General features: G+C 48.8%; 29 protein-coding genes. 13 read left to right on the plus strand and 16 right to left on the minus strand.

Going from position 1 to position 26,282, the window contains the following annotated elements; all coding sequences use genetic code 11:
• Positions 1-118 precede the first annotated feature (118 nt).
• The 4 genes from ACAW87_RS19900 to ACAW87_RS19915 form a co-directional block, all read right to left on the minus strand.
• Positions 119-523: a hypothetical protein gene (locus tag ACAW87_RS19900; protein ID WP_370725392.1), complete on the minus strand. Its 405-nt coding sequence runs from the start codon at positions 521-523 to the stop codon at positions 119-121.
• A 5-nt stretch (positions 524-528) separates the two neighbouring features.
• Complete coding sequence (locus ACAW87_RS19905; protein WP_370725393.1) at positions 529-1,347, minus strand: hypothetical protein; 819 nt, start codon at positions 1,345-1,347, stop codon at positions 529-531.
• A 71-nt stretch (positions 1,348-1,418) separates the two neighbouring features.
• Entirely contained in the window at positions 1,419-2,717 is a 1,299-nt protein-coding gene (murA, locus tag ACAW87_RS19910; RefSeq protein ID WP_370725394.1) for a UDP-N-acetylglucosamine 1-carboxyvinyltransferase, read from the minus strand.
• A gap of 81 nt (positions 2,718-2,798) precedes the next feature.
• Positions 2,799-3,629 (minus strand): DUF4290 domain-containing protein, encoded by an 831-nt coding sequence (locus ACAW87_RS19915; RefSeq protein WP_370725519.1) that lies wholly within the window; start codon positions 3,627-3,629, stop codon positions 2,799-2,801.
• Between the two features lie 131 nt (positions 3,630-3,760).
• On the opposite strand from ACAW87_RS19915, the gene ACAW87_RS19920 reads away from it, so the two are divergent.
• Complete coding sequence (locus ACAW87_RS19920; protein WP_370725395.1) at positions 3,761-5,095, plus strand: MATE family efflux transporter; 1,335 nt, start codon at positions 3,761-3,763, stop codon at positions 5,093-5,095.
• A gap of 26 nt (positions 5,096-5,121) precedes the next feature.
• On the opposite strand, the gene ACAW87_RS19925 is transcribed toward ACAW87_RS19920, so the two are convergent.
• From ACAW87_RS19925 to galE, 7 genes are all read right to left on the minus strand, one after another.
• On the minus strand, positions 5,122-5,361 hold the full coding sequence (locus ACAW87_RS19925; RefSeq protein ID WP_370725396.1) for a hypothetical protein: 240 nt from the start codon (positions 5,359-5,361) through the stop codon (positions 5,122-5,124).
• Positions 5,362-5,390: 29 nt separating this feature from the next.
• The gene (locus ACAW87_RS19930; RefSeq protein ID WP_370725397.1) at positions 5,391-5,978 is read right to left on the minus strand and encodes an acyl-CoA thioesterase; all 588 of its coding nucleotides are present in this window, start codon (positions 5,976-5,978) and stop codon (positions 5,391-5,393) included.
• Between the two features lie 105 nt (positions 5,979-6,083).
• Positions 6,084-6,770: a hypothetical protein gene (locus ACAW87_RS19935; RefSeq protein WP_370725398.1), complete on the minus strand. Its 687-nt coding sequence runs from the start codon at positions 6,768-6,770 to the stop codon at positions 6,084-6,086.
• Between the two features lie 5 nt (positions 6,771-6,775).
• Positions 6,776-7,171 (minus strand): hypothetical protein, encoded by a 396-nt coding sequence (locus ACAW87_RS19940; protein ID WP_370725399.1) that lies wholly within the window; start codon positions 7,169-7,171, stop codon positions 6,776-6,778.
• 345 nt (positions 7,172-7,516) lie between these two features.
• Complete coding sequence (gene rfbA / locus ACAW87_RS19945; RefSeq protein ID WP_370725400.1) at positions 7,517-8,371, minus strand: glucose-1-phosphate thymidylyltransferase RfbA; 855 nt, start codon at positions 8,369-8,371, stop codon at positions 7,517-7,519.
• A 126-nt stretch (positions 8,372-8,497) separates the two neighbouring features.
• Positions 8,498-9,562, minus strand: coding sequence for a dTDP-glucose 4,6-dehydratase (gene rfbB / locus ACAW87_RS19950; protein ID WP_370725401.1), 1,065 nt, complete (start codon positions 9,560-9,562; stop codon positions 8,498-8,500).
• 101 nt (positions 9,563-9,663) lie between these two features.
• Positions 9,664-10,698 carry a UDP-glucose 4-epimerase GalE gene (gene galE / locus ACAW87_RS19955; protein ID WP_370725402.1) on the minus strand — a complete coding sequence of 345 codons (1,035 nt, stop codon included), beginning with the start codon at positions 10,696-10,698 and terminating at the stop codon, positions 9,664-9,666.
• 144 nt (positions 10,699-10,842) lie between these two features.
• Here galE and ACAW87_RS19960 point away from each other — a divergent pair, with 144 nt between their 5' ends.
• Positions 10,843-11,718 carry a transglutaminase-like domain-containing protein gene (locus ACAW87_RS19960; protein ID WP_370725403.1) on the plus strand — a complete coding sequence of 292 codons (876 nt, stop codon included), beginning with the start codon at positions 10,843-10,845 and terminating at the stop codon, positions 11,716-11,718.
• Positions 11,719-11,823: 105 nt separating this feature from the next.
• On the opposite strand, the gene ACAW87_RS19965 is transcribed toward ACAW87_RS19960, so the two are convergent.
• Complete coding sequence (locus tag ACAW87_RS19965) at positions 11,824-12,417, minus strand: SGNH/GDSL hydrolase family protein (protein WP_370725404.1); 594 nt, start codon at positions 12,415-12,417, stop codon at positions 11,824-11,826.
• Between the two features lie 231 nt (positions 12,418-12,648).
• Between ACAW87_RS19965 and ACAW87_RS19970 the strand changes: the two genes are divergently transcribed.
• The gene (locus ACAW87_RS19970) at positions 12,649-13,200 is read left to right on the plus strand and encodes an RNA-dependent RNA polymerase family protein (RefSeq protein WP_370725405.1); all 552 of its coding nucleotides are present in this window, start codon (positions 12,649-12,651) and stop codon (positions 13,198-13,200) included.
• 114 nt (positions 13,201-13,314) lie between these two features.
• Here the strand turns inward: ACAW87_RS19970 and ACAW87_RS19975 are convergent, their stop codons facing one another.
• Positions 13,315-13,671, minus strand: coding sequence for a hypothetical protein (locus ACAW87_RS19975; protein ID WP_370725406.1), 357 nt, complete (start codon positions 13,669-13,671; stop codon positions 13,315-13,317).
• A 323-nt stretch (positions 13,672-13,994) separates the two neighbouring features.
• Positions 13,995-14,699, minus strand: coding sequence for a hypothetical protein (locus tag ACAW87_RS19980; protein ID WP_370725407.1), 705 nt, complete (start codon positions 14,697-14,699; stop codon positions 13,995-13,997).
• A 271-nt stretch (positions 14,700-14,970) separates the two neighbouring features.
• Between ACAW87_RS19980 and ACAW87_RS19985 the strand changes: the two genes are divergently transcribed.
• Positions 14,971-15,249 carry a co-chaperone GroES gene (locus tag ACAW87_RS19985; protein ID WP_198172210.1) on the plus strand — a complete coding sequence of 93 codons (279 nt, stop codon included), beginning with the start codon at positions 14,971-14,973 and terminating at the stop codon, positions 15,247-15,249.
• A 108-nt stretch (positions 15,250-15,357) separates the two neighbouring features.
• Entirely contained in the window at positions 15,358-16,995 is a 1,638-nt protein-coding gene (gene groL / locus ACAW87_RS19990) for a chaperonin GroEL (protein ID WP_370725408.1), read from the plus strand.
• A 70-nt stretch (positions 16,996-17,065) separates the two neighbouring features.
• Here the strand turns inward: groL and ACAW87_RS19995 are convergent, their stop codons facing one another.
• Positions 17,066-17,476: a hypothetical protein gene (locus tag ACAW87_RS19995; protein ID WP_370725409.1), complete on the minus strand. Its 411-nt coding sequence runs from the start codon at positions 17,474-17,476 to the stop codon at positions 17,066-17,068.
• A gap of 184 nt (positions 17,477-17,660) precedes the next feature.
• Here ACAW87_RS19995 and ACAW87_RS20000 point away from each other — a divergent pair, with 184 nt between their 5' ends.
• Positions 17,661-18,767, plus strand: coding sequence for a Nif3-like dinuclear metal center hexameric protein (locus tag ACAW87_RS20000; RefSeq protein WP_370725410.1), 1,107 nt, complete (start codon positions 17,661-17,663; stop codon positions 18,765-18,767).
• Between the two features lie 116 nt (positions 18,768-18,883).
• The gene (locus ACAW87_RS20005; RefSeq protein ID WP_370725411.1) at positions 18,884-19,639 is read left to right on the plus strand and encodes a zinc ribbon domain-containing protein; all 756 of its coding nucleotides are present in this window, start codon (positions 18,884-18,886) and stop codon (positions 19,637-19,639) included.
• A gap of 76 nt (positions 19,640-19,715) precedes the next feature.
• Here the strand turns inward: ACAW87_RS20005 and ACAW87_RS20010 are convergent, their stop codons facing one another.
• Entirely contained in the window at positions 19,716-20,324 is a 609-nt protein-coding gene (locus ACAW87_RS20010) for a hypothetical protein (RefSeq protein WP_370725412.1), read from the minus strand.
• Positions 20,325-20,543: 219 nt separating this feature from the next.
• On the opposite strand from ACAW87_RS20010, the gene ACAW87_RS20015 reads away from it, so the two are divergent.
• The 6 genes from ACAW87_RS20015 to ACAW87_RS20040 all read left to right on the plus strand — a co-directional run bounded on the left by ACAW87_RS20015 (position 20,544) and on the right by ACAW87_RS20040 (position 26,281).
• Positions 20,544-21,152 carry an RNA polymerase sigma factor gene (locus ACAW87_RS20015; protein ID WP_370725413.1) on the plus strand — a complete coding sequence of 203 codons (609 nt, stop codon included), beginning with the start codon at positions 20,544-20,546 and terminating at the stop codon, positions 21,150-21,152.
• Entirely contained in the window at positions 21,142-22,824 is a 1,683-nt protein-coding gene (locus tag ACAW87_RS20020; protein ID WP_370725414.1) for a hypothetical protein, read from the plus strand. The genes ACAW87_RS20015 and ACAW87_RS20020 overlap by 11 nt, the downstream gene beginning before the upstream one ends.
• A gap of 69 nt (positions 22,825-22,893) precedes the next feature.
• A complete protein-coding gene (locus tag ACAW87_RS20025) occupies positions 22,894-23,064 on the plus strand; it encodes a hypothetical protein (RefSeq protein ID WP_370725415.1) in 171 nt (56 codons plus the stop codon).
• Positions 23,065-23,242: 178 nt separating this feature from the next.
• Positions 23,243-23,872 carry a leucyl/phenylalanyl-tRNA--protein transferase gene (aat, locus tag ACAW87_RS20030; RefSeq protein WP_370725416.1) on the plus strand — a complete coding sequence of 210 codons (630 nt, stop codon included), beginning with the start codon at positions 23,243-23,245 and terminating at the stop codon, positions 23,870-23,872.
• A 63-nt stretch (positions 23,873-23,935) separates the two neighbouring features.
• Positions 23,936-24,970, plus strand: coding sequence for a glutamate 5-kinase (gene proB / locus ACAW87_RS20035; RefSeq protein WP_370725417.1), 1,035 nt, complete (start codon positions 23,936-23,938; stop codon positions 24,968-24,970).
• A 60-nt stretch (positions 24,971-25,030) separates the two neighbouring features.
• Entirely contained in the window at positions 25,031-26,281 is a 1,251-nt protein-coding gene (locus ACAW87_RS20040) for a glutamate-5-semialdehyde dehydrogenase (protein WP_370725418.1), read from the plus strand.
• Position 26,282 lies beyond the last annotated feature (1 nt).

The raw sequence follows: 26,282 nt of genomic DNA on the forward strand, positions 1-26,282 counted from the left end.
TCGGTATTACGTAAATAGGCCACTCCCTCGCGGGAATGGCCTATCTTGCTTTTCAAGCTATAACGTACCTACAGCCGGATAATATCGGCGCCGATAGCGTTGAGGCGGGTATAAATAATTACTCAGTTAGCGCTTCAGTTCTACTTTGTGCTAAAAGCGACGAGACCACACTTATTGTGGTTGGATCATTGAATATCATTCTCAATTCTTTGATGAACTCTTCTTCACTAAGAATTTCCTTTTTAGGGTCCTCTTCATACCTCCAGGTTATATATAGAGGATAATTCACCGCTAGATCATAAGAGATAGTCAGCAATTTATAACGGTAATCGTTTAGTAGGGGAGCTATGATAAACAGCGTATATTGAATACGTTCGTTATTTGGCACAGCACTTGGCGTAACCGCTGCCGAAAGTATGTTGTTTGTCTGTTCCGTTAGGTACCGTGCCTGCTCGCTCAAGATAGTTTTAGGCCCTTTACTTTCTTGGACAGGGAAATCAGGCCAAAGATTTTGCGTTTCCATATTGCTTAAAAATTCAGGGTAAAAAACAGGGGTAAATGGTCCGAGTAAGCGTTCTTATTAGGCTGGCTATTCCTCTTTATAAGTGAAGATACACTATCCTGTTGAACTATTGTCAAGCTCTCTTTGACAAAGTTGGCGATCAGACTAGGACGTATCAATACTTGATCAAATAAATTCCACTCGTAACAAACGTGTTCAGCTTTACGATAATAATACGTGCCTGACGCCTCTTTGTTCAAATCGCCAAACAAACCCCAGGTAGGATTGTAAAAGTAAGGATATGACTTACCCTGTACGGTTCGTGCGCCTTTACTGGCTATTTCGCTCGACATCGTTCCGTGGAAACCATTAGCTTTTATCATTCCACGTTCGAATGGATTCATATTGAAGTCACCAACTACCAGATGTCGCTTCAAGCCAAGTCGATTCTCTGCTATAATCAGTTGGGTAGCAACTGAAGATGCATTTTCACTTTGGCTTTCTTCATCTGCACTCATCTTATCAGGGAGGTGTAAAGCCGTTAACAGAAAAGGGTCAATACCAGGTATCGAAACCTGACGTATTGTTAGTCGAGGATCCTCTTCTATTGGTTTAATTAAGTGGTTAGAAAACCGGGTAATTATGGTAATCTTTTCGCATTTGGAAAAGCTAGTATAAGCTTTTCCAAATCTCACAGTGCTCAATACATCCACGAGACGTTCTGAACTCACCGGATTTTCAGCTAGTATTAGAATATCAACATCCTTACTTTCAACAAGATTAGTAATCTGAGTTATCAGATCTTTTTTCTGGACATTCCAGAATAGTACATTTAGTGACGGCATGGCCGAAATATAAAAAAGCGCGGGTAACTCTCCCGCGCTTTGTCAAAATCTACTTAAAATCAACAACGTACCTACAGCCGGATAATATCGGCGCCGATGGCGTTGAGGCGGGTATCGATGTTTTGATAACCCCGGTCAATTTGTTCAATATTGTCAATGATGCTTGTTCCGCTGGCCGACATGGCGGCAATCAGTAACGACACGCCCGCCCGGATATCAGGCGACGACATACGAATACCGCGCAACTGCTGCTGCCGCCCCAAGCCAACCACCGTGGCCCGGTGCGGATCGCAGAGGATAATCTGTGCACCCATTTCTATCAGCTTATCAACGAAGAACAGGCGGCTCTCAAACATTTTCTGGTGAATCAGCACCGTTCCGCTCGCCTGAATAGCGGTCACAAGCACGATACTCAGTAGATCAGGTGTAAAACCGGGCCAGGGCGAATCAGAAACGGTCATCATGCCGCCGTCAAGAAACGTTTCAACCTGGTAAATTTCCTGGGCAGGTACGTGAATATCGTCGCCTCGGAATTCGAGCTGAATACCTAACCGCTTGAATACGTCAGGAATGATACCCAGTTCAGGAATCTGGCAGTTCTTGATCGTCACCTCCGACTGGGTCATGGCAGCCATACCAATGAACGAGCCAATCTCAATCATATCAGGCAGCATCGTATGCTCAGTACCGCTCAGTTGCTCGACCCCCTCAATAATGAGCATATTAGAACCTACACCTGAAATTTTGGCGCCCATGCGGTTGAGCATTTTGCTCAATTGTTGCAAATACGGCTCACAGGCAGCGTTATAGATCGTTGTGGTACCTTCAGCCATAACAGCAGCCATCAGAACATTGGCTGTTCCGGTCACCGAAGCTTCGTCGAGTAGCATATACGCCCCCTTGAGCTGATCGCCTTCAACGCGGTAAAAATCGCCGTCGAAATGAAATTTGGCCCCTAGTTTTTCAAAGCCCAAAAAGTGAGTATCCAGCCGACGACGACCGATTTTGTCGCCTCCCGGCCGGGGAATACGTCCCTGCTTATAGCGGGCCAGCATAGGCCCGAGCAGCATGACAGAGCCACGCAGGGCAGCCGCTTTGCGCTTATAGGCGTCGGTATTCTGGAAATCAAGGTTTACGTCGCTAGCCACGAATCGGTATGAACTCTCACCGATTTTAGTCACCCAAACGCCCATGTCGCCTAACAGTTCGATGAGCTGATTGACATCCCGAATATTCGGGATGTTGTGAATCGTAACGGGTTCTTTCGTAAGCAATACTGCACAAAGAATTTGCAGAGCCTCGTTTTTAGCCCCTTGCGGCACTAACTCGCCCGATAGCCGACGGCCGCCGGTAATTTTAAAAGATGCCATTTTTATGAATTAAGAATGCAGAATTAAGAATTAAGAGTTTTTAGGCACGCGACCATTCTTAATTCTTAATTCTTAATTGATCTACCTTCCCCGCCGCCGGTTATTGCCGCCGCCGCTATTGTTGTTCGGATTATTGCCGCCACCACCCCGGAAATTACGGGGACCCGAATCTTGATTAGGGTTGTTTCGGCCACCGTTGTTGTTGCCCCCCCGGAATGGGTTACGATTGTTATTGTTGTTGGGACGATCGGGCCGGTTACGCTGCTGTTGAGGCTGGTAGTTACCGGCATAGGGCTTCAATTGCGGCTGACGACCCAGTTTCTGCGGCTGATCTTCGGTCCGCTCGCGGGGTGACCCTTCTACCAGCCCTTCATCCCGAATGAGTTGGATGTCGGCGGCCAGTTTACCCTTCGAAATATCGAGCAGACTTTGGTAGATTGTTTCATCTTCAACGGTCTCCTTGTTCCAGGCCATGTAGAACGTTTTCATTAACCGTGTCAGGTATGACACAAATGCCCGCTTTTCTTCGGGGTCTTCGGTATTAATGGCCCGCTCGACCAGCAGATTTATATTCTGCCCGAAATGTTTGTATTTCAGGTTATGGTATTGGTATTCAATCTTCTTGGGCTTCTTACCAAGCACCTCCGGCGATGGCGGCGGAAACGGACTATCGACGTCTAGTTTAAACTCTGAAATGATATACAGATCATCCCACAGTTTATTATAGTAATCCTGCCCGTCTTTCATGCCCGGGTGAATCTGCCGCATCAATTCTACCAGGATATGCGCCTGCCGGGTGCGCTTCTCGCGGTCTTCGATAGTCAACAGGTACTTGACCATCTTCTCGATACTACTTCCGTATTCTTTCAAGCGAACGTTTGATTCTTGTGTATAAACAAAGGTAAGGAAAATGAAGGGAGGAAAGGAGGAAACGGAGAACGGAGTAAGGGGAATAGGGAGAGTAGAGGAAAGAAAGGGCGTTGTCTTCCTACCTTTGCTTTCCCTCTATTTTCTTCCCTCCGTTCTCCCTCTCCTCCCTTCCAGTGACCCTCCGCGCCGACTTATCCGATACCCTTCGTCTTAGTATTCCCATCGTTATTGCCCAACTGAGTAACGTACTGATGGGCGTAACCGACAACCTGTTTGTGGGTCGGCTGCTGGGCGCTATTCCATTGGGCGCAGCGGGGCTGGCCAACTCTATGTCATTCCTTCTGTCGAGCATCGGTATGGGCGGGCTTACCGTTGTGGCCGCCCTGGTATCGCAGGCGAACGGGCGGGGAAATGCGGCCGATGTACACCGTAACTACCGGGCTGGTATTCGGGTGGCTCTGCTGCTCAGTTTGGTGCTTGGTGCGGTGGTAGCGGTAGTGGCTCTGAATTTTCAGTGGCTGGGACAAACCGCCGAAGTAAACGTGCTGGCCCGGCCGTTCATGCTGATCCTGAGCGCGTCTAACCTACCCTTGTTTGTGTTTATTGCCGCCCGTCAGCTTTGTGATGGGCTCCGTTTCCCCCGTATAGCCATGACCATTACCATCATGGCGCTGGTGCTCAATGCGTTGTTTAACTACCTCTTTATTCTAGGCATCGGGCCCTTTCCGGAGTTAGGCATTCAGGGATCGGCGTTTGCTACGTTGTTGTCGCGGGTATTCATGGCGGGGGCCATGATCTGGTACGTTCGCCGGTCGGTCAATTTTCGGGCCTATTTCAACCCTGAATTTGCCCGCCTCCCTATTGCCGCCGACGTACGAACAATCCTAAGATTGGGCCTGCCCAGTGGCCTAACCTTCTTCTTCGAAATTGCGCTCTTTACCGCTGCTATGGTCATCATTGGCTGGCTGGGGGCCGACCGGCTGGCCGCGCATCAGATTGCGATCAACATGGTATCGTCGACGTATATGATGGCTACCGGTATATCGTCGGCCGCTGCCATCCGGGTAGGGTCGGCGCTGGGCAGAGGTGATCAGGCGGGCATTCGAAGGGCAGGAATTGCGGCCTTCCTGCTAACGATCATGCTGATGGGTTTTGCCGGTGTCGTCTTTCTGTCGTTCAACGAGGTGCTGGTGAACCTGTATATCACCGATGCGCCCGAAGTAGCCCAGATTGCGGCCACACTAGTGTTTATGGCTGGTTTTTTTCAGCTTTCCGACGGTATTCAGGCCGTGGGGGTTGGTGTGTTGCGTGGCCTCTCGGATGTGAACGTACCTACGCTGATCACGCTTTTTTCGTACTGGCTCGTGGCCCTGCCAACCAGTTATTTGCTGGGTTTTACCTTCGGCTATGACGCGGCCGGCGTCTGGATTGGCTTACTAGTTGGCCTTAGCCTCGCCGCCCTATTGCTCACCCTGCGGTTTTTTAAGCTCGCCAGCCAGAAACTATAAAATCAGGTCGAGTGGATGAGCAGACGCTACGCCGCCCGCAGTTGCTCCAGAAGACGATCGCGGCTGGGGCGCTGATTATGGACGTCGTATTGCAGCCCTTCCAGATCAAGCGCATCAACGAACGCGGCATAATCTTCCACGGTAAACAGGCATAGATTATCAAACGGCTCATTGAACGGTTCAACTTCCGTTTGCACCGCTTTTTGTTGTAATGTCCGGTAAGGCTCGGGTTTGAGATCGTCTTGCTTCAGTATGAAATACCACATAAACTGATAACTCGTTGGCCGTTGTATGGTTATTGATTGTCGCCCAATAAACCGGGGCCAAGCACACATCGTTCGCTGGTCAGTTCAACCAATCGCTCAACCAGTAGCATCCGGGTACGTTCATTATCAAAGTGTTTACTATAATCGGCCCGGAGCTCTTTCCGCTTGATGGCTTCTAGAAATCGGCGGGCATCTTCGGCTGTTTCGAGCAACAGCGGTGGTACTTCGGTCGGTACCCCGTCGTCGTTTTTGGCCACCATTGTAAAGTACGAGGTATTGGTATGCTTCACAGTACCCGTTTTCACGTTTTCGGCAATCACTTTTATACCCACCACCAACGACGTGCGTCCGACGTGATTAACCGACGCCATGAAAGAAACCAGTTCACCTACTTCAACGGGTTGGCGGAAGTTAACGCCGTCGACCAGCACCGTCACGCAATATTCGCCAGCGTGTTTGGCGGCACAGGCATAAGCCACTTTATCCATCAGCGACAACAAGGTACCGCCATGAATTTTACCACCGAAATTGGCATAAGCCGGAATCATCAATTCGGTTAGCGTGGTACGGGAGTAATTGACGGATTTGGCAGGTACGTTCGGGGTAGGCTCAGTCATAGACGGTGTTCAGGTTGGCTAACCACGCAAAAGTAAGCTAATCAGCACCGGCAAAAGCAAGAAACACAGTAAAGAAGTATCACAACAACTACGACACTTAACCGTCTACACCGATTGGATATAGTTATCCCGGTCAAATTTAGTTGCCCATATACCGACAGCTGAAACGATGCATTGAATGATAACGATGATCTGCCCCATGTTCCAGAAAAGGTCGAATGTTTGATCTGAGGTTTTGGTCATATCCAGCAGGTAATCAATAAATAGCCAGATCATAAACGTACCCATACCATAGAGCAGAATGCTTGCATTCACCCAAAACATAGGATGATGCACAATTCTTAGTATTCGATTTTCTGATAGAATTTTATTGAAATAAGACAGCGAGAAAAAGATAATCAGCACTCGCAGTAAAGAAGCCCCTATGGACGCGTATTCACTGTAAAAATAAGTAACAACAATAACAACAAGTGTTATAAACGAAAAGAACAGGCCCGCTTTTCGGGTCAGATTCTGGCCTTCCAGAGCGAAATAATAGAGTTGGGCTATCAGAATAACATCAATAACGAGCAACCCTTTCTGCAAGCTTATCGTGCTTGGTGCCAGAAGCGAGTAATACAGAAGAGCTGACTCTTCAAGGAAGCGAACCAGGAAGTAGATGACAGCAAGAAACAGTACTTTATCTAACAACTCCCGCCTGTATATAGCGACAAATACAGGCAGGAGCAGAAACAGATAACTAATGATGTCTAGCGGATAGTTTAAGGTAAACTTGATCAGTCGCTCAATCATACTGTTTATGAAGGACAATGTCTTGGGCATATAAATCCATCACCCAGTGCATCGCCGTCACCGGGGTCTTTGAGGCCCGTTTTGTCATCGAAGATATCGCTGCCATCAGCTCGCACGCCCACAATGACCATGCGTGATTTCAATTCACCTTCGCCGTCAGCCACCGGGTTTTCATCCTGGTCTTCGTACGTTTTACCGTAGTAAATGCGTATACCGACACAGTCTTTGCGACCCAGGAGCTTGTTAATGCGATTGATACCAAAGAATTCACCCCGAGTGAAGGTCTCTTCTTTGAAGCCCTGCTCCTGCTTGTACCGTTTAAAACGGGCAGTGCGGGAACGAGCGTCGTTTCCGGTCAGGAACCGGCCCACGTCACCGTGGAATTTTTTCTTATCGGTCATTGCAGTGAGGGTGGTTTCAATTTGACCGGAAAGCTACCAAAAGACTTCTTAGGTTTCCACCCTATAAAACAACGCACTAGGTCTGGTTGCGAATTTATTGCCTTTTACAAGAGCAAACACGTAGAACTACGTGGTCGTATACGGGTTTTTGCGCATTATCTACACTTGTTACAAAAAGGGTGGTTATGCGCTTTTAGAGCTACCGTTCGACCGGTATCTTTGATGGCATCAACGCGGGTTAGTTTTCCGACGATGTCCACATAGACTATAAGTTTCCAAAAGTATTTAAGTTTTCTCATCTCATAGGTTAGGTAACAAAAAGCCGGAGCAATGCTCCGGCTTTTTTTATATACCCAATAAATATTGCCCGTATCCGCTCTTGACGAGCGGTTTGGCAATCTCGGTGAGTTGCTCCTTAGAAATGAATTTCATTCGATAGGCGATTTCTTCAATGCAGCCAATCTTCAGGCCCTGTCGTTCTTCAATAACCTGTACAAACTGCCCAGCCTGCATCAGCGAGGCGAACGTACCTGTATCTAGCCAGGCAGTGCCTCGGTCGAGCACGCCTACTTTTAACTTACCCCGCTCCAGATATACCCGGTTTACGTCGGTGATTTCCAGTTCGCCACGGGGAGACGCCGGAATCGTTTTCGCAATCTCTACCACATCGTTATCATAGAAATACAGCCCCGGAACGGCGTAATTCGATTTTGGCTTTTCCGGCTTTTCCTCTATTGATAATACGTTGAAATCATCGTCGAACTCAACTACGCCATACCGTTCGGGATCCTGCACCTGATAGGCATACACAACACCTCCATCAGGGTCGTTGTTGGCTTGTAGAAGTTTCGATAAGCCAGAACCGTAAAAAATGTTGTCACCCAACACAAGCGCCACTTTGTCGGTGCCAATGAACTCTTCGCCAATAATAAACGCCTGAGCCAGCCCGTCGGGGCTTGGCTGAACGGCATAGGTAAATCGGCATCCGATGCGCGATCCATCACCCAGTAGTTTCTCGAAATGGGGTAAATCGTGGGGCGTCGAAATAATCAGAATATCCTGAATACCGGCCAACATCAGAATCGACAGCGGATAGTAGATCATCGGCTTGTCGTAGACTGGCATGAGTTGTTTCGATACAGCCAGTGTCAACGGGTGTAATCGGGTGCCGGATCCACCGGCGAGTATAATTCCTTTCATGATTTTAAGTCTGGTGAGTCAATGCAAAAAGAGTATTAAGTCTGAAAAGTCAATTTAGCAGCGCTGACGCACCAAGCTGACTTTCCAGACTCAGCACTTTTCTAAACCGACTGTCAAGACTTCTTTTTATCTGTTCGCGTACATTTCCTGATAATAGCCCTGATACGTACCTGACGTAACATTGTTGAGCCATTCCTGATTAGCCAAGAACCAGTCGACTGTTTTGTTCAAGCCTTCTTCAAACTGAAGCGACGGCTGCCAGCCCAACTCATTCATGATCTTGTTGGCATCAATGGCGTAACGTAGATCGTGTCCGGCACGGTCGGTTACGTAAGTAATCAATTGTGCCGACGTACCTGCGGGACGACCCAGTTTCTCGTCCATCACCCGGCAAAGCAAGTGAACAATATCGATGTTTTTCCACTCGTTGAAACCGCCAATATTGTAGGTTTCGCCCAGTTTCCCCGTGTGAAATACCGTATCGATGGCCCGGGCATGATCGACCACGTATAGCCAGTCGCGCACGTTTTCGCCTTTACCATACACAGGCAGCGGCTTATTCTGCTGAATGTTGTGAATCATCAGCGGAATCAGTTTCTCCGGGAAATGATTCGGACCGTAGTTGTTTGAGCAGTTGGTCAGCACAACAGGCATTTTGTATGTGTTGCCATACGCACGAACAAAATGATCAGAAGCGGCTTTCGACGCTGAGTAGGGCGACTGCGGGTCGTAGGCGGTGTCTTCGGTGAAAAAATCCTCCGGGTTATGCAATGATCCGTATACTTCGTCGGTCGATACGTGGTAGAATCGCTTTCCGTCGAAACCAGAGTCTGAGGCTAGCCAGCTTTTCTTGGCGGCGTTGAGCAGGTTAACCGTTCCCACCACGTTAGTCATCACAAACGACATTGGGTCGGTGATTGACCGGTCAACGTGCGATTCGGCAGCCAGATGAATAACACCTTCCGGTTTATACTCCGTAAAGAAGCTCTCCAGAAAGGCGGCATCCGTAATATCGCCCCGCACAAAAGTGTAATTAGGCGCACTCTCGATATCCGTCAGGTTGGTGAGATTACCCGCATAAGTCAACGCATCCAGATTGACAATCTGGTAATCGGGGTATTTGGTAACGAACAGACGCACCACGTGCGACCCGATAAAGCCGGCCCCGCCGGTAATGATGATGGTTTTCATGGAGGAAGTTTACTGTTTGCCGTTTACCGTTTTCTGTTGCTTTGCCCTGCATCGTATTGATTATTTAGCAAAGCAACAGAAAACGGTAAACGGCAAACTTTTTAACTGATTTTTTGCTGCCAGCGCCAGGCATCGCGCAGGGCATCGGCAAGAGTACGTTTTGTTTCAAAACCCAATCCCTGGGTTGATTTGGTGACGTCGGCGTAAATCTGCTCGATATCTCCGGCGCGACGGGTACCTAGTGAATAAGGTAGTTGAACCCCATTGACCTCCTCGAATGTACTGATCAGTTCAAGCACCGAAGCACCTCGACCGGTACCGATATTGAACACATCATAAAATGACGTTTCTTCTTTTGCAGCCAGCAATTTAATGGCGCTCACGTGGGCATCGGCAAGATCCATCACGTGAATATAATCCCGGATAGCTGTTCCATCGGGTGTGTTGTAGTTGTTGCCGTGAACTGTCAGGCTCGCCCGCTGCCCAGAAGCAACTTGCAACAGGTAAGGTACCAGATTGGCCGGCACGCCGCGTGGTAATTCGCCAATAAGTGCTGACGGATGCGCCCCAATTGGATTAAAGTAACGCAGTGAAATGGCCCGAACCGGCATTTGCGCCGTTACCGTATCGCGGATAATGTCTTCGCAAATGGCTTTGGTGTTACCGTAAGGCGACATTGCAGGTAAACGCGGCGTTTCTTCCGTAACCGGTAACTGTTCGGGTTGACCATATACCGTACATGAAGAAGAAAATACCAGGTTCTGCACGCCAAACTGCGGCATAAGTTCGAGCAGCAACAACAGCGAATCGAGATTATTCCGGTAATACTTCAGCGGCTTTTCAACCGACTCGCCAACTGCCTTCGATGCCGCAAAATGAATAATACCCCTAACCTGTTCTCTATCGAGCACATCGGTCATGGCGGCAGAATCGTTACAGTTGATGTGGTATGAACGTACCTCGCGGTTAAGTATCGCTTGAATACCGTTGAGGATACTCGGTTCTGAATTAGAAAAGTCGTCTACGATGACGGGTTCAAAACCGGCTTCTACCAGGGCTACAACGGTGTGTGAACCAATGAAACCGGCACCTCCGGTAACAAGTATTTTCGGGGGATTGATTGGGTGAGCGTCCAAATCGTTTTTTGTAATTTTTTGTTGTTACTTGCAAAGAGGGCCTATACAGTCTGGCTCGTAAAAACCGGGCAAAACTAACCAAATCAACCTGGTTTCTCAATCAATTATTTAGCTTATCACCTGCCGCTTTACGTGACAACGCTTATGAACGACAACGAAATCAAAGCCCTGATCTCTTTGCTCGACGATGACGATGCTGAAATTACCACTCATGTGGAAGAGCGCATCCGGCAATTGGGCAATACCATAATCCCCTTTCTGGAAACGGAGTGGGAAGGCAGTTTTAACCCCCTTTTGCAGAAAAGGATCGAAGAAATCATTCATGACCTGCAATATACTTCTGTCCTCGATAGGCTGTATGCCTGGAAAGAAGGTGGTGCAATGGACTTATTGGAAGGGCTTTGGATTGTGGCGACCTACCAATATCCTGATTTGTCGATCGACAAACTTCGGCAAGATCTGGAGCAACTTTATTACGACGCCTGGCTAAAGGTACAGACCGACGTTCACCCTGCCGATCAGGTGAAAGGGTTGAATGGCGTGTTTTATAACGAAATGAAGTTTGCGCCTAACACAAAGAACTTCCACTCACCAGCCAATTCGATGATTAATCAGGTGCTGGAAACCCGAAAGGGCAATACCATTTCCCTGTGCCTGATTTATATGATGATTGCCCAAAAACTAGGGCTGCCCATCTATGGTGTCAACCTGCCCAATCTGTTTGTGCTGACCTATAAAGCACCCAACGGCGTACAGTTTTACATCAACGTCTTTAACCGCGGACTGATCTTCTCAACCAAAGATATTGACCATTATATTGGTCAGTTGAATCTGAAACCGGCTCCGATTTTTTACCAACCTTGCTCCAACGTAGATATTATCCGCCGCATGCTCAGAAACCTGATGCTCTCATTCGACCGGAATAGCGATAAGGTACGTATGCAGGAGGTAGAGCAGATGCTGAACTCACTCAACGATGAAGCCGACAATCTGCCTCTTTCCGATTTCACGCAACGGTAAGATTTTAAAAGTTCAAGGTCTACTGTTTAATGTCTAAGGTGCTTCGCTTGGCAAATATCCTGACAAAGCAAAGCTCTTTGGACTTTGAACGTTAGACTTTAGACTTCATTTCTTCAACATTCCCTCTACCACCGGCAGGGCTTTTTCGGCCCATTTCTTCATCTGTTTTCCAGAATAGTGCAGGCCATCGTCTGCAAATTGAGTAGCGTCACCGCTGGCTTGCCTTGTCAACGGCGTAATGTCGACATAGGCAACACCCGCTTTTTCACACTCCTGACGGGCTACCTGGTTGAATGAATCGATTTGCGCGGCAATGACTGTTCGATCGCGATTAGCTGCGAAAGGTGATGCACCCCAATCAGGAATTGACAGCACTACAACCCGATCGGCCCGGTCGTGCGCAAACCTGACCGCTGTTTGCAGCAACTGCCGAAACTCACTCCGGTACTGCTCAATTCCCTGCCCCCTGTACTGATTATTTACCCCGATCAGCAATGATACCAAATCGTATTGTTTCTGATTGCCCGATGCCTCAATGGCGGTGATTAACTCGGCGGTAGTCCAACCGGTTCGAGCAATAATAGTAGGCTTTTCTACGGCCGTTTCACGCTCTAGCAATAATCCGGCCAATTGTACCGACCAGCGGTCATTTTCTGCAACACTTTCGCCAATGGTATACGAATCGCCAAGTGATAACATAGTAAAGTTACTTATTCTTGACATAGGTTGTTTAGTGGAACAAGCGGTTGAACCGAAAAAGAGAAAAGCGACAAAAAACAGCATCAGTCTCATAGTCTGGCCGGGTGTTTGCTTTATAGAAAGGTTGGATAGCATAGTAAACCAAGAGTGTTTCTGATCTAACTATCGGCCCAATGCTGATAGCGAAAAATCATACCATTTTTATGTTAGTAGTACAGCCTCATTTGCCACATGCCCGATCAGGACCCCGTTACAAGTCGTCGAATCAGTTCACAATTAATTTCCTACCTAGTTGGCGGATTAACATTAGATGATTTTGCCCAATGGGTAAAAGCAACGCCCGAATTACGCTCTATACTTTCTCCAACCGATTACGCTGCCCTTATGTCAATCGATTTCCAACATACTGAATCCCCTTCTTTACTCGACAAGTTACTTCGTGGTTATATAGATTGGGCTCAGCACGAAAAAGAGCAGCTAGCTGAGTTGCTGATGGCCATTATCTGGAAAGATCGTCCGCTTACTGCGTTGGTCAGTATGTATGAAAAATTCACCCACGGGCTTACTTTTTTGAATACACTCGGCAACGAATATGGAAAATCGATACTATCGACATACGGGGCTAATCCTGAGTCGGTAGAAGGACACGAAAGTACACTCATGGCCGTATACCCCAAAGCACGCGACGAAGCCAAGCGTATTCTACACTCGCTCGTTTCGGGTAAAATAACCTTTACAGGTACGTACACTCAGGAAGGTCATCCCGAATACATTGAGCGCTGAAGCCAGCAACTATTACTTAACAAAAAGCGGAATGGCCAGTTAGATCAAATCTAACTGGCCATTCCGCTTTTTGCAGTCGACTGTAGTACAGCTTTAGTCAGTAAGTACTACTGGTTATTCGGATGCCTTGAAGCGCAACCGGGCGGTATGAACCTGTTCTGAATCGCCCGACTCAGGCAATGACAATTTGGCATTCATGAGTTGCTGCGTCAATTCATCGTTAAGTTGCTTGTTGTCAGTAAACACAGTTGGATTAACCAATTTATTATTGTCGGCAAGGCGAAACTGAATGACAACGACCCCATTACCGGTTGCCTTTTGCAGCGCAACGGGGTACGTTAACTGATTAGCTAGCTGTTGTTCCAAACTAACTTGTGGCTTTGCCTTGCTGATTTTTTTAGTTCCAGGGTTGGCAAAAGCCCCAACGGTTGTAACACCGAGGATAATCCATGAACAAATGAGTGTTTTCATGATATAAGGCTTTTATAATTAGAAAAGAGACCAAACCCAGTCTGTCGTGGCACTCGCTCGTATTAGCACCGGAAGCGCTATCGTATTGACTACTGCTGGCTGACTGATATGTAATATTACGTAATTATTACCCCAATGTTATGTCAATGTTAATCATTTTCCCGAATATAACTTATCAATCAGCTAAATCTTTGAGTCAATTACTTTCTTAACCAACTATATTTCAGTTACTTATCTTAAATCAAGCAAACAGGGTCAATGTTAAGAAACTTAACAATTTCTTAACATTGACCCTGTTTGTTATCCTCTTGGTAATAACGCGTCTAGCAAATAGCCTGGTTTAACAGTTGCTGAGCAATTGGCAAAAGGGTTTCCTGCTCAGGTACCTGACGTTGGCTTTCGAGCCGAAATGCAGCTGGATTTGGCAGGTTATACCGTCGTATCAAATCCAGTTTAAGTCGTTCAAATGTGGTACCTATTGTACGCTGGGTACGTTCGCGCAGTTGCCAATGCACCAATCGCCCGCCCGGGGCCTGCTCATCATATAGCGTGAGCCGGTATTGGTAGATAGATAGATCGGACGATGTAGCGTAGTGTAAAAAAAGGTATCCTTCATCGGGACGCAGTGGCATCAGGCCTACAGGCTCCAGAGTAAGGGTAGCAGCCAGATCGTTCCAGCGTTGCTGCCCTTCGGTCAGAGTTGCATTGAAGCGTGGCAACGCAAAATCAATGATTTCATCTACTTCGTCCAGCAACGAATCTTCCGGCAACTCAGATTCATAGTTTATGCGCGGGGGTGGTCCGCTAATTCCGGTTACTCGCTTGGGAAAAGAGGCTGTAAGTGAGCCTTTTCCCGTTCTGAAATGAAGCGTAGCCTCATAGTGACGTTTCAATTCTGGCAGGTCGGGATGAAGCTGGCTGTCGGCGAACCGGCGTTCTACACTCTGCAAATACGCCAAAACGACATACTGCTTATACTCGACATCAATCCGGTTTTGTGTCAGCCAATCGTACGGTAACGTAGTCATACACGAAGAAAACAGATAAGGTGAAGCATCGTTCTTTTTTACAAGATATGGCAATAACGAATAATTGCCATATAAAAGGTAGACAGTTTATCTACTTCGCCGAACAAATATTAAGCATTTGCTCCATTGACACACTGACAGGGGCAACCTGCAACTTTGTCAGTATTTTCGATTTGGCACAGAGGTTGACCAACAGCTTACTGTCTGATTACTCATTAGTCAAACTAGTTTTATCAACCCTATATCATCTCTTATCGCTATGACCACAGCAATGGAAGACGTGAAAGTAAAGCCCCTCGCCGACCGCGTGGTGGTTGAACCGGCCCCGGCTGAAGAAAAAACCGCATTTGGAATTATTATTCCCGACACGGCCAAAGAAAAACCCCAGCGTGGCACTATCGTCGCTATCGGTACAGGCAAAAAAGACGAACCCCTGACTGTTCAGGTGGGTGATACGGTGCTGTACGGCAAATACGCCGGAACCGAAATCACTATTGAAGGTAAAGAGTATCTCATCATGCGTGAGTCTGACATCTTCGCAATCGTTTAATAACAGTTTAACGTCTAAGGTCTAATGTTCAATGTCAGTTGCCAGGGTCTATATCAATAGGCGGAGCAACTTTAGACGTTGAACCTTGAACTTTAAACCCCAAAAACCATGTCTAAAAGAATTCTTTTCGATACAGAAGCCCGCGATAAAATCAAGAAGGGCGTTGATACGTTAGCCGATGCCGTTAAGGTAACCCTGGGTCCTAAAGGCCGGAACGTTATCCTCGACAAAAAATTTGGCTCACCAGCCATCACCAAAGATGGTGTAACGGTAGCTAAAGAAATTGAGTTGAAAGACGCCATGGAAAACATGGGCGCTCAACTGGTGAAAGAAGTAGCCTCTAAAACCGCTGATTCAGCAGGTGACGGTACTACTACAGCCACCGTACTGGCGCAGGCGATCTACTCGATCGGTGTGAAGAACGTAGCTGCCGGTGCCAACCCAATGGACCTGAAGCGCGGTATTGACAAAGCCGTTTTGGCTGTGACCGCCAATCTGTCAGAGCAAGCTCAGACAGTAGGTGATGATTTCAGCAAAATCGCGCAGGTAGCTACTATTTCGGCTAACCACGACGAAGAAATCGGTACCATGATCGCCGAGGCGATGAAGAAAGTAGGTAAAGAAGGTGTGATCACGGTTGAAGAAGCTCGTGGTACTGAAACGGAAGTGAAAACCGTAGAAGGTATGCAGTTTGACCGCGGTTACCTGTCGCCTTACTTCGTAACCAACACCGAGAAAATGGAAGTTGAACTGGAGCGCCCGTTCATCCTGATCTCGGAGAAGAAAGTATCGTCGATGAAAGAACTGTTGCCAGTTCTGGAGCAGGTGGCCCAAACGGGTCGTCCGCTGCTGATCATCGCCGAAGACGTTGACGGTGAAGCCCTGGCTACACTGGTTGTAAACAAAATCCGTGGTGCTCTGAAAGTGGCTGCCGTAAAAGCACCTGGCTTCGGCGATCGTCGCAAGGCCATGCTGGAAGATATCGCCATCCTGACTGGTGGTACTGTAATCGCTGAAGAGCGTGGCTACAAGCTGGAAAGCGCTACAGCCGAGTATCTGGGTCAGGCCGAGAAGATCATCATCGATAAAGACAACACAACCATCGTAAATGGTGTTGGCGGTAAAGAAGATATCGCTGGTCGCGTAAACCAGATCAAAGCGCAAATCGAAAACACAACGTCTGATTATGACCGCGAGAAGCTGCAAGAGCGTCTGGCCAAATTGTCGGGTGGTGTTGCCATTCTGTACATCGGTGCTGCTACCGAAGTAGAGATGAAAGAGAAGAAAGACCGCGTTGACGATGCCCTGCACGCTACCCGCGCTGCCGTTGAAGAAGGTATCGTAACAGGTGGTGGTATCGCTCTGATCCGCGCTATCGAGTCACTTGATGCCGTTAATACGATCAACGAAGACGAGAAAACGGGTGTGAACATCATCCGTGTGGCCCTTGAGTCACCTCTTCGTACCATCGTTGCCAACGCTGGTGGCGAAGGTTCGGTAGTTGTGAACAAAGTGAAAGAAGGTACAGGCGGATATGGCTACAACGCCAAAAACGACACTTTCGAAGACCTGTTCGCTGCTGGTGTGATCGATCCGAAGAAAGTAACGCGTCTTGCTCTTGAGAACGCAGCTTCTATTGCCGGCCTGTTACTGACAACAGAGTGCCTGATCGCTGACGAGCCAGAAGAAGCGCCTGCCGGTGGCGGTCACGCCCACGGCGGTGGCGGCATGGGTGGCATGATGTAATTGCCCCTTCGCTACTACACAAAACGCCCCTGGCTACACAGTCAGGGGCGTTTTGCGTTAATGTCAGAGATTATTGAGTAGCCAGCACCGTTTGGCCACCTGGGTACGAAACGTCAATGTTATCTTCTGCTGTGATAAATACTCTGCTTGGATCGGTAGTCGACGTGGCATTCAGGCTTGCTTTCCGTGCCTTAGACAGCAATCCTGACTTTGGATTGATCTGACCCAGCTTCTTTGCAGCACCACGGCCTGTTTCCATCCAGACAACGTACACGTCCTTAGGGGGGCTTAGCCGATTGGGCTCGGCCAGATTCAGCACGTCTACATTAATCACGTAGTTGTTGTTCTTGTCTTTCTTCACGGCAACCTGTCCGGTAGCACCAGGCACAATGGTTGAGTTGATGAAGTTCATTTTTCGTCCGCATGCGCTTAAAATCAGCGTCAGTAGAAGAATCGCGGTAATTGACTGAATCGTTTTCATAGTGTATCTAGACTAAAATTATCGGGTAAGTATACCCACCCGTACTAATAACAGCGCCGGGAAAAATGTGGTTATCGAAAATGTATAATACCGTTAATTATTCCGTAAAATCTTAGCCAAATCCTAGCTCGTCCAAAAATCACCGGCACACTGCCTATGCGCCGCCTTCCTGTACCTTTGCGCCATGACAACGCCATTGATCCGGGATCTCACGCGCTACCTCGACGCTTGGGCCCCACCCGCCTATCAGGAATCATACGATAATGCCGGGCTTATTGTGGGCGACCCGAACGTACCCGTAACTGGTGTACTGGTTTCGCTCGATGCCACCGAAGCCATTGTCGACGAAGCCATTGCCCGCGGCTGCAACCTCATTGTGGCTCACCACCCTATTGTGTTCAAAGGCCTGAAAAAACTGAATGGTAAGAACTATGTAGAACGCACAGTAATCAAAGCCATTAAAAACGACATTGCTATTTTCGCGGCACATACCAATCTGGATAGCGTAGTGGGAGGCGTCAATTACCACATCGCCAGTCGACTGGGTTTAACGAATGTTCAGATTCTGGCTCCGAAAGCACAGACCCTTAGTAAGCTTGTGGCGTACGTACCTGAGGCTGATCTTCAGAACGTCCTGACAGCCCTCTACGAGGCAGGTGCCGGCCAGATTGCCAGCTATGATCATTGTTCGTTTCGGGTGGGCGGTACAGGTACGTTCCGGCCGCTGAATGGTGCCAGTCCGGTGGTTGGAGAGGTGGGGAAAGACGAAACGGTTTCCGAACAACGTTTGGAAGTGTTATTGCCAACGTACCTGGAAAGTACCGTTGTAGGTGCCCTGAAACAGGCTCACTCCTACGAAGTACCTGCCTATGATCTCTACGCTCTGAATAATATAAACCAGACCGTGGGCTCCGGGGCGGTAGGTGACTTGTCCGAACCGATGAACGAAACAGATTGGCTCAACCACCTCAGGTATAGCATGAATGCATCCGTTATTCGGCATACGGCACCACGCAACAAGCCAGTAAGTCGCGTGGCCGTTTGCGGTGGGTCAGGCAGCTTTCTGCTTCCCGCTGCCATTCGGGCAGGAGCCGATGTGTTTGTTACTGCCGATTACAAGTATCACGAGTTCTTTGATGCCGACGGACAAACCATAATCTGCGACATTGGCCACTACGAAAGCGAGGTATTTACCAAAGACCTGATAGCCCAGCATTTGAGGCAGAAATTCACTACCTTTGCGGTAATTTTAGCAGATACTGACACCAATCCGGTGCGGTATTTCTTTTAGATAGAACAAAGAAGCAAGAAATAAGAGGCAAGACGCAAGTATTAGTTAGTCATCTTGTTTCTCATATCTTATTTCTCACTTCTCACAGTATACATTTTAAAACATCACTCCTCCGAATGGAACTAACGGTAGCGCAAAAGTTAGACGCACTTCTTAAACTGCAGGCCATTGATTCTCAGTTAAATGATATTCGCAAAATGCGGGGCGATCTACCCGAAGAAGTTCGCGATCTTGAAGACGAAATTGCCGGATTCGAAACACGTATTGGTAAATTCAACAGCGAGGTAAGCACCCTTCAGGAAGAAGTTGACCGCCACAAGGGTATCAAGAAAGACGCCGACAAACTGATTGCCCGTTACAAGGAGCAACAGATGAATGTGCGGAATAACCGCGAATTCGACGCCATCACGAAAGAGATCGAATTGCAATCGCTGGAAATGGAACTGTCGGATAAGAAAATCGGCGAGTCTCAGTTCCGGATGCAGAGCAAGCAGGAGGAGATCAACACCACGCAGCAGTCGCTCAATCTTCGAAAAGAAGATCTGAAGATGAAAAAGCAGGAACTCGACCAGTTGGTTGCCGAAAGCGAAGCTGACGAAAAATCACTTTCTGTTGACCGCGATACGCAGGCCAAAAACGTAGAAGCCCGGTTGCTGCTTTCGTACGACAAAATTCGTAACAACGCCATCAACGGACTAGCCGTAGTAACGGTTCGGCGCGGTGCCTGTGGCGGTTGCTTTAACGTGGTTCCTCCACAACGCCAGGCCGACATTAAAGACAAAAAGAAAATCATCGTTTGCGAACATTGCGGCCGTATCCTGGCCGACGTTGACGCTATCGTTGAGCCGGTAGCCGTTGGCCGGAGCCGGTAGAAATAGTGGTCATCAGTATCAAAAAAAGGGTCGTAGCATTGCTACGACCCTTTTTTTGATACTGATGACGTAAAGATTATGACCATAGTGTGTAGGTGGGTTCAGTGATAAAGGTGTGCAGTTCACTTCCAAGCAGTTCATGAGCTACCGTACTGAGTTGATCCATTGATCCATTTCGGAAAAATTCATCACCACACGAAAGCTGTTTGCTTACATCAAACAAAGGCACTTGCCACTCAAGACTTTCCTGAACATAAACAGTATGCGTTAACTGTGTTAGTTGTTGTTCCAGCCCACGACGGTTGGGAAACGGTGTAATCAGAATCACCTGCCGATTACACACCCGTACCTGTAACAACACCTGCGCCAATTGCCTGCGGACATCTTTCAGGAGCAGAAACCGCATTCCCCGCAGCCAGAGTGTGGTCCGCATACCTAGCCGACTCACAGGCGTGATCGGAAGCCAGTCAAGAGGCAAATCGAACTGAAGCAAAATCAGATCATAATCAGAAAGCTGTAGCTGCGGAATGAGTTGGGTAGCTTCTGCCAGAGCCACAGGACGATGATCGATCTTGACTGGGTTGCCGGTTTTTCTAATCCGCCTGGCAAACTGGGCAAGGTAACTTTTACTATCGGGCATTTCAGATTTGTAGGCCTGTTTGCCGCCCAAAACAAGTATATTCATGGTAGTTTAAGAACGAATAAAGTAGATGGTGCCGAAGGTTAGTGCGTCTGCATATCCTCCTATCGACCATACGTACGACAAAGACAGGGCGTTGCAGTTTATATCATTAAACCGCATGAATTTCACCGGCGTACAAAAAGATTACGTGCGTGCAACGGTACACGCATTCTTTGCGTAGCGCGTATTGTGTAGTTTGTCTCATTTAATCTGCCACCGCTCGTGTTTTTCCGCCGCCGTTCCTCTTTCACCGATAACGACCTGCTGAGTGTTATCGAAGCTTGCCGAACAAATGACGTTCGGGCACAGCGGACGTTGTTCCGGCAGTATTATAGCTACGCCAAGAGCGTTTGCCTGCGCTATATGGCTAATGTCGACGAAGCCGATGATGTGCTGAATGAGAGTTTTCTGAAAGTTTTTCAACACCTCGATTCCTACGATACCTCATTACCCTTTAAGGCCTGGCTACGCACCATTGTGGTAAACACCACCATCAGTTACCACCGCAAACACCATAAGCTCGACACAGTTTCTTTATCGCCGACAACCGGCAACAGTCCTCCGCCCGATATTCCCGTTCATGAAACGGCTGTTGATCAACTGGCAGCTGAGGAAATTCTGGCACTGGTCCAGCAACTCCCCCCTATCCACCGAACCGTATTCTTGATGCATGTAGTTGATGGTTACAGTTTGCGCGAAGTAGCCGACAGTCTCAATGCGAACGAGGCAACTATACGATCTCACTTTTTGCGGGCCCGAGTCCGCCTTCAGGAATTAGTCACCACCGCCTCTTCATCTTCAAAACGTTCGTCACAATTCTATGAAAACTGATCCATTTGACGACGCTATACGCCGTAAATTAGAGGGAGTAGATCCCCCCTTTCAGGAAAAAAACTGGACACAGTTTCAGCGGTTTATGGGAAGCCAGGGCTTTCCCCCCTCGCTTTGGCAAACACCTACCCGCTGGCTGCAACCCACCATGATGGCAGCCGCCGTAGCTGGGGTTATCATCAGCACCATCTGGCAGTACCGAACTACACAGGCGCTAACTGAACATGTACGTACGCTGACTAAAACAGTTGAGCGAATGGAACAGGCGCAAACTCGCCTGCAACAGTCGATGGCTGATCAACTTAGCGCGTCGGTTCGGATCGATACTGTCTACCTAACCACTACCCCATCAGCAAACGCCCTGACAACACCTAAGGCGATAGCTGGCCAACTCCACTCTACCGATGCTGTTTTAGATCAGCCAAACCAGCAACAGCAACAAGTTGCCAAGGGCTCTGTTTCATCAATACAGGAGCCGTCAGGTTCTGCTGTAGCAACCAGAAGTAACCGTTTGGTTAATCAACAACGTGCCGATGATAGCGTCGTTGATAGGCTTAGCGAACCCTCTCGGCTCGAGGCCGATCCAGTGGCAGCAGGTAACACGGCAAGGTCGGCTAATTCGCTTGCAAGAGATCGATCTCGTTATGCCGGCGAATCAGCAGGGGCCGTTCCACTTCCCCCCGAATCGGACCGAAAAAACATGGGCCAAACTACCCAGCCAGGTAAGTCGCCAGATAAGAATCAATTTTCTGATTATCAAAGCAGTGCATCGAAAAACCGCTTAACCAGAGTCAATGAACCAACCCTCTACTCTCCTTCAGTAGCTAACCAGATAAATACGTCAGAAACCACCGTTGCCAACCCGATGTTGTATTCTACAGGCCCGTTATCTATGGTTCAGCCCCTGGCGCCCAGATCGATGCCCGATCCGGCTGACGCGTTCACTGATAGCTGGCAACGCCATCTCCGCCGGGTACGTTACCGATCGCCCTATACTACTACAATGAATGCAACGGTGGCGACGGTCAAGCCCACTGCGCCCGAGCAAAATACTGTACCATTACCCGTCAAGTTTCGGTTAGGTGTGGGTGGAGATGTAGGAACAGTGCAATCGGGACTGGGTTTTCATGCCGAAGCAATTATTTCTAACCGCCTTACAATTAGCACCGGACTAGCGCAGACGGAATGGAAAGGCGACGAATTCATCACCGAGAAACAATTCACTGCCAAGACAAAACGCGACTTTAAAGAGAATTACCCCGGTAGCAAACCGCAGATGCCCACAGGCCCCGGTCGGCCGCACGAGGTGCTGAACATCAACCGAACCGCTAAGAGTATCATGGTTCCGGTGCAATTTGGGTATCGCTTCAATGTAAACAACCTGTTTGTGTTAACGCCCACCGTAGGGCTGAATTTAAGCGTCAACACCTACGAAACCGTGAACTTCGAGTATGACCGTTTGCAGCCTCGCGAAGACGTAAGACAGCAGATACGCATTCAGCGGCCACTTGCCTGGTACAGTACGGTGCAGGCTGGTGCGGGGGTTGAACGGCAATGGGGGCACTTTGTGGGTCAATTTAGCCCGGTTGTTCTTATGCCGGTACAGCAGTCGGCAGCTAGCCTCAATGCGGCATCGGTTGGTCTTCGCGGCCGGTTATTTTACCAATTCTAACCAAGTCCGGGTTGGCATTTTCAGCAAAACCCTGTAGATTAGTAGACTTTATCTTTTACTAACCTACATATGAATCGTAACAACTTGCTAACAATACTCGGCCTTATACTGGCGCTTCAAATTTTCTTTACCGCCCTGCAATACATGGGTGGCTATGAAGCGCCACCCGCCCTCACCGGTGGTGCCACGGCAGGCATTATGTCTGTTTATTTTGCCCGGCAACGACGAAAAACGAAATAAACGCGCCAACAAGAGCTACGCTGCCCCAATTAGCGTAGCTCTTTTTTTATGTAAAATCTGGCCGATTTTAGCCCTCCGGTAAAGGCAAGGACAAGACTAAACTTAACGGCCTATCGACTTGTTGGTAAGGCGGAGTTTTCTATAACTTTGTCCAAATAGGGTATCCCTTTCGGATTTCATGAACAAGCTGACCGCCGACGATCTCATCTACGGTTACATAAACGGCATCTTTCCGATGGCCGATGCCGACGGTACGCTTTACTGGTACTCGCCGGATCCACGTGCTATTATTCCGATCGACGCCTATAAACCGGCTAAATCGTTACGGCCCACACTCAACAAACGGCTCTTCGAAGTTCGCATAAACACTGATTTTGAACAGGTTATGCGGCACTGTGCATTGCCTCGCTCGGAAGACGACAGCACCTGGATTTCAGATGAAATCATTGATGCTTACACTGAACTACATCGAATGGGTCTGGCACACAGTGTAGAAACCTACATTGATGATCGGTTAGTTGGTGGCTTATATGGCGTGGCAATCGGTTCTGTGTTCTTCGGAGAATCTATGTTTCATCTTGTTTCGAACGCCTCGAAAGTAGCCTTTCATCACCTGATCATGATTCTGCGTGAACAGCGTTTCCAGTTGCTCGATACCCAATTTATCAACGACAACGTGAAACGCTATGGGGCCATCGATATCAGCAAGCGCGACTACACCGATTTGCTTAAAAAAGCATTGCGTTTTAAGGCCCGCTTCACTGAACCCGCCGTTGAACACCTCTTTAAAACCCATGCCGGAAATTGAGGATTATGTTGAACGGGCAACTTTAGACTTTGAACCCTTACTCGTTGGGTCTAATTTTGCCCCATGCCCCTTCCTATTCTAGTTCTAAAATTTGGTACCGCGTCGATTACCCTGCCGGGCGGCGAATTGAATAAACCCGCTCTGATGGACATTGCCCGTCAGGTATCGGCCTTGCGCGATCAGTACCAGATTGTCTTGGTATCGTCGGGAGCCGTTGGGGCCGGGCGCAGCAGTATAAGCAATTACCGGGGCGAAATCAGTCAGCGAAAAGCGGCCGCTGCCGTTGGCAATCACCTGCTACTGAACCTCTATAGCCGTTTTTTTGATGTGTATGGCATCACCGTGGCGCAAAGTCTGTGCGAACGCCATCATTTTGCCAACCGCGACCAGTTTCTGCAACTCAAAGACACCTACGAAAAATTGTGGGAGAACGGTATCATTCCCATCGTGAATGAAAACGATGTGGTAAGTAACCGTGAACTTAAGTTTTCGGACAACGATGAACTGGCGACCTTACTAGCGGTTGGTTTCGGGGCCGAAGTGCTCATGCTTTGCACCTCAGTAGGCGGCTTGCTCGACCCCGACGGTAACCTCATCCGGCACGTACCCAGATTGACCGAAGCCGTATTTGGCGTCGTTCGCACCGACAAATCATCAATGGGGCTGGGCGGCATGGCCTCGAAACTGACCTTTGCCAAACTGGCTACCCGCATGGGAATCCGGGTGGTAATTTTCGGACTAACCGAAGCAGACAGCATCAGCAAAGCCCTTGATGGAAGCATCGGCACACAGATTGAACCACAGGCCATGACGCTCTCGGCGCGGAGCCGATGGCTGGGCAGTGGTAGTTTGGTGGTAGGCCGGGTTCGGGTCGACGCCGGAGCTGCAGCGGCTTTACAACGCCGAAGCAGCTTGCTTGCCGTTGGGGTGGCAGAAATATTGGGCGAATTTTCGGCGGGCGAAGTCATTGAAATCGTCGACGAAACAGATGCCGCACTGGCCGTAGCCCAAGCCCGACTTTCTTCTTTTGATCTGGCTAATCTCACCTCGCGTCAAAATGTGGAGGTCGCCAACGCCAACGACATTGTACTTTTGTAACGAAAGCCAGGTACGTTCCCTATTACACAATAACGTATCTGAAGAAAATACCCTGAAACCATGACTCCTATCACGCCTCTTCTTCAGGCCACGCAACAGGCAGCCATAGCCGTACGGCGGTTGAGCAGCGATCAGAAAACCGCCCTGCTCAATCGTCTGGCCGATGTGTTGCTGACTACTTCAGCGGCCATCCTGACCGAAAATCAGCGTGACCTGGACCGAATGCCCGATACCGACAGCAAAAAAGACCGCCTGCGTTTAACTGAAGCGCGGGTGGCCGATCTGGCTAATAGTCTGCGTCAGGTAGCCCTGTTGCCCGATCCCGCCGGTACGGTGCAACTAGAACGGGAGTTGGAGCCCGGTCTAACGCTGAAGAAAATAGCCGTGCCGCTGGGTGTTGTGGGTGTCATCTATGAGTCACGGCCCAACGTAACGGTCGATGTAGCGTCGCTGTGCCTGCGGTCGGGTAATGCGTGTGTGTTGAAAGGCAGTAAAGAAGCTGATTACTCGAACCGGATGCTGGTCAGCCTCATTCAGGATGTACTGATCGAGTTTAACGTACCCAAAGAAGCCGTACTGCTACTTCCTCCCGACCGGGCGGTGGTGAACGAATTGCTGACCGCTACCCGCTACGTCGACATTATCATTCCACGCGGCTCCGAGTCTCTGATCCAGTACGTACGCCAGCATTCGCAAATCCCGACCATCGAAACGGGGGCTGGCGTGTGTCATACCTACGTAGAACAATCGGCCGATCTGGCCATGGCAACCCGCATTGTGGTAAACGCCAAAGTATCGCGCCCCTCCGTATGTAATTCGCTCGATGGGGTGCTGGTCGATGAAGCCGTTGCAGGTACGTTCCTGCCCTTGCTGGCCGAGGCACTCACAACACACCAAGTCGAAATTTTCGCGGACGAAAAGGCTTTTAGCCTTTTAGAACAAGCTGGTTATCCGTATTTACAGCCCGCGCAACCGGCCGATTTTGGCCGCGAGTTTCTGGATCTTAAATGCGCCGTGAAAGTCGTATCTGGTCTCGATGAGGCGCTGTCGCACATTCAGGCCTATTCATCAAAACATTCGGAAGCCATTGTTTCCGGTAATCAGGCGTTGATCGATCAGTTTTTGAGTGAAGTAGATGCCGCCGCCGTATACGCCAATGCCTCGACCCGCTTCACCGACGGAGGATGTTTCGGCCTGGGTGCCGAAATCGGCATCTCGACCCAAAAACTTCACGCTCGCGGGCCATTCGCGCTCGAAAAACTCGTGACCGAGAAATGGGTGGTAACCGGAACGGGGCAGATTCGGGAATAAC

This window comes from Fibrella aquatica (assembly GCF_041321135.1).
In the GTDB taxonomy this organism is placed as follows: Bacteria; Bacteroidota; Bacteroidia; order Cytophagales; family Spirosomataceae; genus Fibrella; species Fibrella aquatica.

Bases quoted from the DNA above. Each gene is read 5' to 3' on its own strand.
- ACAW87_RS19900 (WP_370725392.1), bottom strand. From the start codon at position 523: ATGGAAACGCAAAATCTTTGGCCTGATTTCCCTGTCCAAGAAAGTAAA.
- ACAW87_RS19905 (WP_370725393.1), bottom strand. From the start codon at position 1,347: ATGCCGTCACTAAATGTACTATTCTGGAATGTCCAGAAAAAAGATCTG.
- murA (WP_370725394.1), bottom strand. From the start codon at position 2,717: ATGGCATCTTTTAAAATTACCGGCGGCCGTCGGCTATCGGGCGAGTTA.
- ACAW87_RS19925 (WP_370725396.1), bottom strand. From the start codon at position 5,361: ATGTGGTATTTCATACTGAAGCAAGACGATCTCAAACCCGAGCCTTAC.
- ACAW87_RS19930 (WP_370725397.1), bottom strand. From the start codon at position 5,978: ATGACTGAGCCTACCCCGAACGTACCTGCCAAATCCGTCAATTACTCC.
- ACAW87_RS19935 (WP_370725398.1), bottom strand. From the start codon at position 6,770: ATGATTGAGCGACTGATCAAGTTTACCTTAAACTATCCGCTAGACATC.
- ACAW87_RS19940 (WP_370725399.1), bottom strand. From the start codon at position 7,171: ATGACCGATAAGAAAAAATTCCACGGTGACGTGGGCCGGTTCCTGACC.
- rfbA (WP_370725400.1), bottom strand. From the start codon at position 8,371: ATGAAAGGAATTATACTCGCCGGTGGATCCGGCACCCGATTACACCCG.
- rfbB (WP_370725401.1), bottom strand. From the start codon at position 9,562: ATGAAAACCATCATCATTACCGGCGGGGCCGGCTTTATCGGGTCGCAC.
- ACAW87_RS19960 (WP_370725403.1), top strand. From the start codon at position 10,843: ATGAACGACAACGAAATCAAAGCCCTGATCTCTTTGCTCGACGATGAC.
- ACAW87_RS19965 (WP_370725404.1), bottom strand. From the start codon at position 12,417: ATGTTATCACTTGGCGATTCGTATACCATTGGCGAAAGTGTTGCAGAA.
- ACAW87_RS19970 (WP_370725405.1), top strand. From the start codon at position 12,649: ATGCCCGATCAGGACCCCGTTACAAGTCGTCGAATCAGTTCACAATTA.
- ACAW87_RS19975 (WP_370725406.1), bottom strand. From the start codon at position 13,671: ATGAAAACACTCATTTGTTCATGGATTATCCTCGGTGTTACAACCGTT.
- ACAW87_RS19980 (WP_370725407.1), bottom strand. From the start codon at position 14,699: ATGACTACGTTACCGTACGATTGGCTGACACAAAACCGGATTGATGTC.
- ACAW87_RS19985 (WP_198172210.1), top strand. From the start codon at position 14,971: ATGGAAGACGTGAAAGTAAAGCCCCTCGCCGACCGCGTGGTGGTTGAA.
- groL (WP_370725408.1), top strand. From the start codon at position 15,358: ATGTCTAAAAGAATTCTTTTCGATACAGAAGCCCGCGATAAAATCAAG.
- ACAW87_RS19995 (WP_370725409.1), bottom strand. From the start codon at position 17,476: ATGAAAACGATTCAGTCAATTACCGCGATTCTTCTACTGACGCTGATT.
- ACAW87_RS20000 (WP_370725410.1), top strand. From the start codon at position 17,661: ATGACAACGCCATTGATCCGGGATCTCACGCGCTACCTCGACGCTTGG.
- ACAW87_RS20005 (WP_370725411.1), top strand. From the start codon at position 18,884: ATGGAACTAACGGTAGCGCAAAAGTTAGACGCACTTCTTAAACTGCAG.
- ACAW87_RS20010 (WP_370725412.1), bottom strand. From the start codon at position 20,324: ATGAATATACTTGTTTTGGGCGGCAAACAGGCCTACAAATCTGAAATG.
- ACAW87_RS20020 (WP_370725414.1), top strand. From the start codon at position 21,142: ATGAAAACTGATCCATTTGACGACGCTATACGCCGTAAATTAGAGGGA.
- ACAW87_RS20025 (WP_370725415.1), top strand. From the start codon at position 22,894: ATGAATCGTAACAACTTGCTAACAATACTCGGCCTTATACTGGCGCTT.
- aat (WP_370725416.1), top strand. From the start codon at position 23,243: ATGAACAAGCTGACCGCCGACGATCTCATCTACGGTTACATAAACGGC.
- proB (WP_370725417.1), top strand. From the start codon at position 23,936: ATGCCCCTTCCTATTCTAGTTCTAAAATTTGGTACCGCGTCGATTACC.
- ACAW87_RS20040 (WP_370725418.1), top strand. From the start codon at position 25,031: ATGACTCCTATCACGCCTCTTCTTCAGGCCACGCAACAGGCAGCCATA.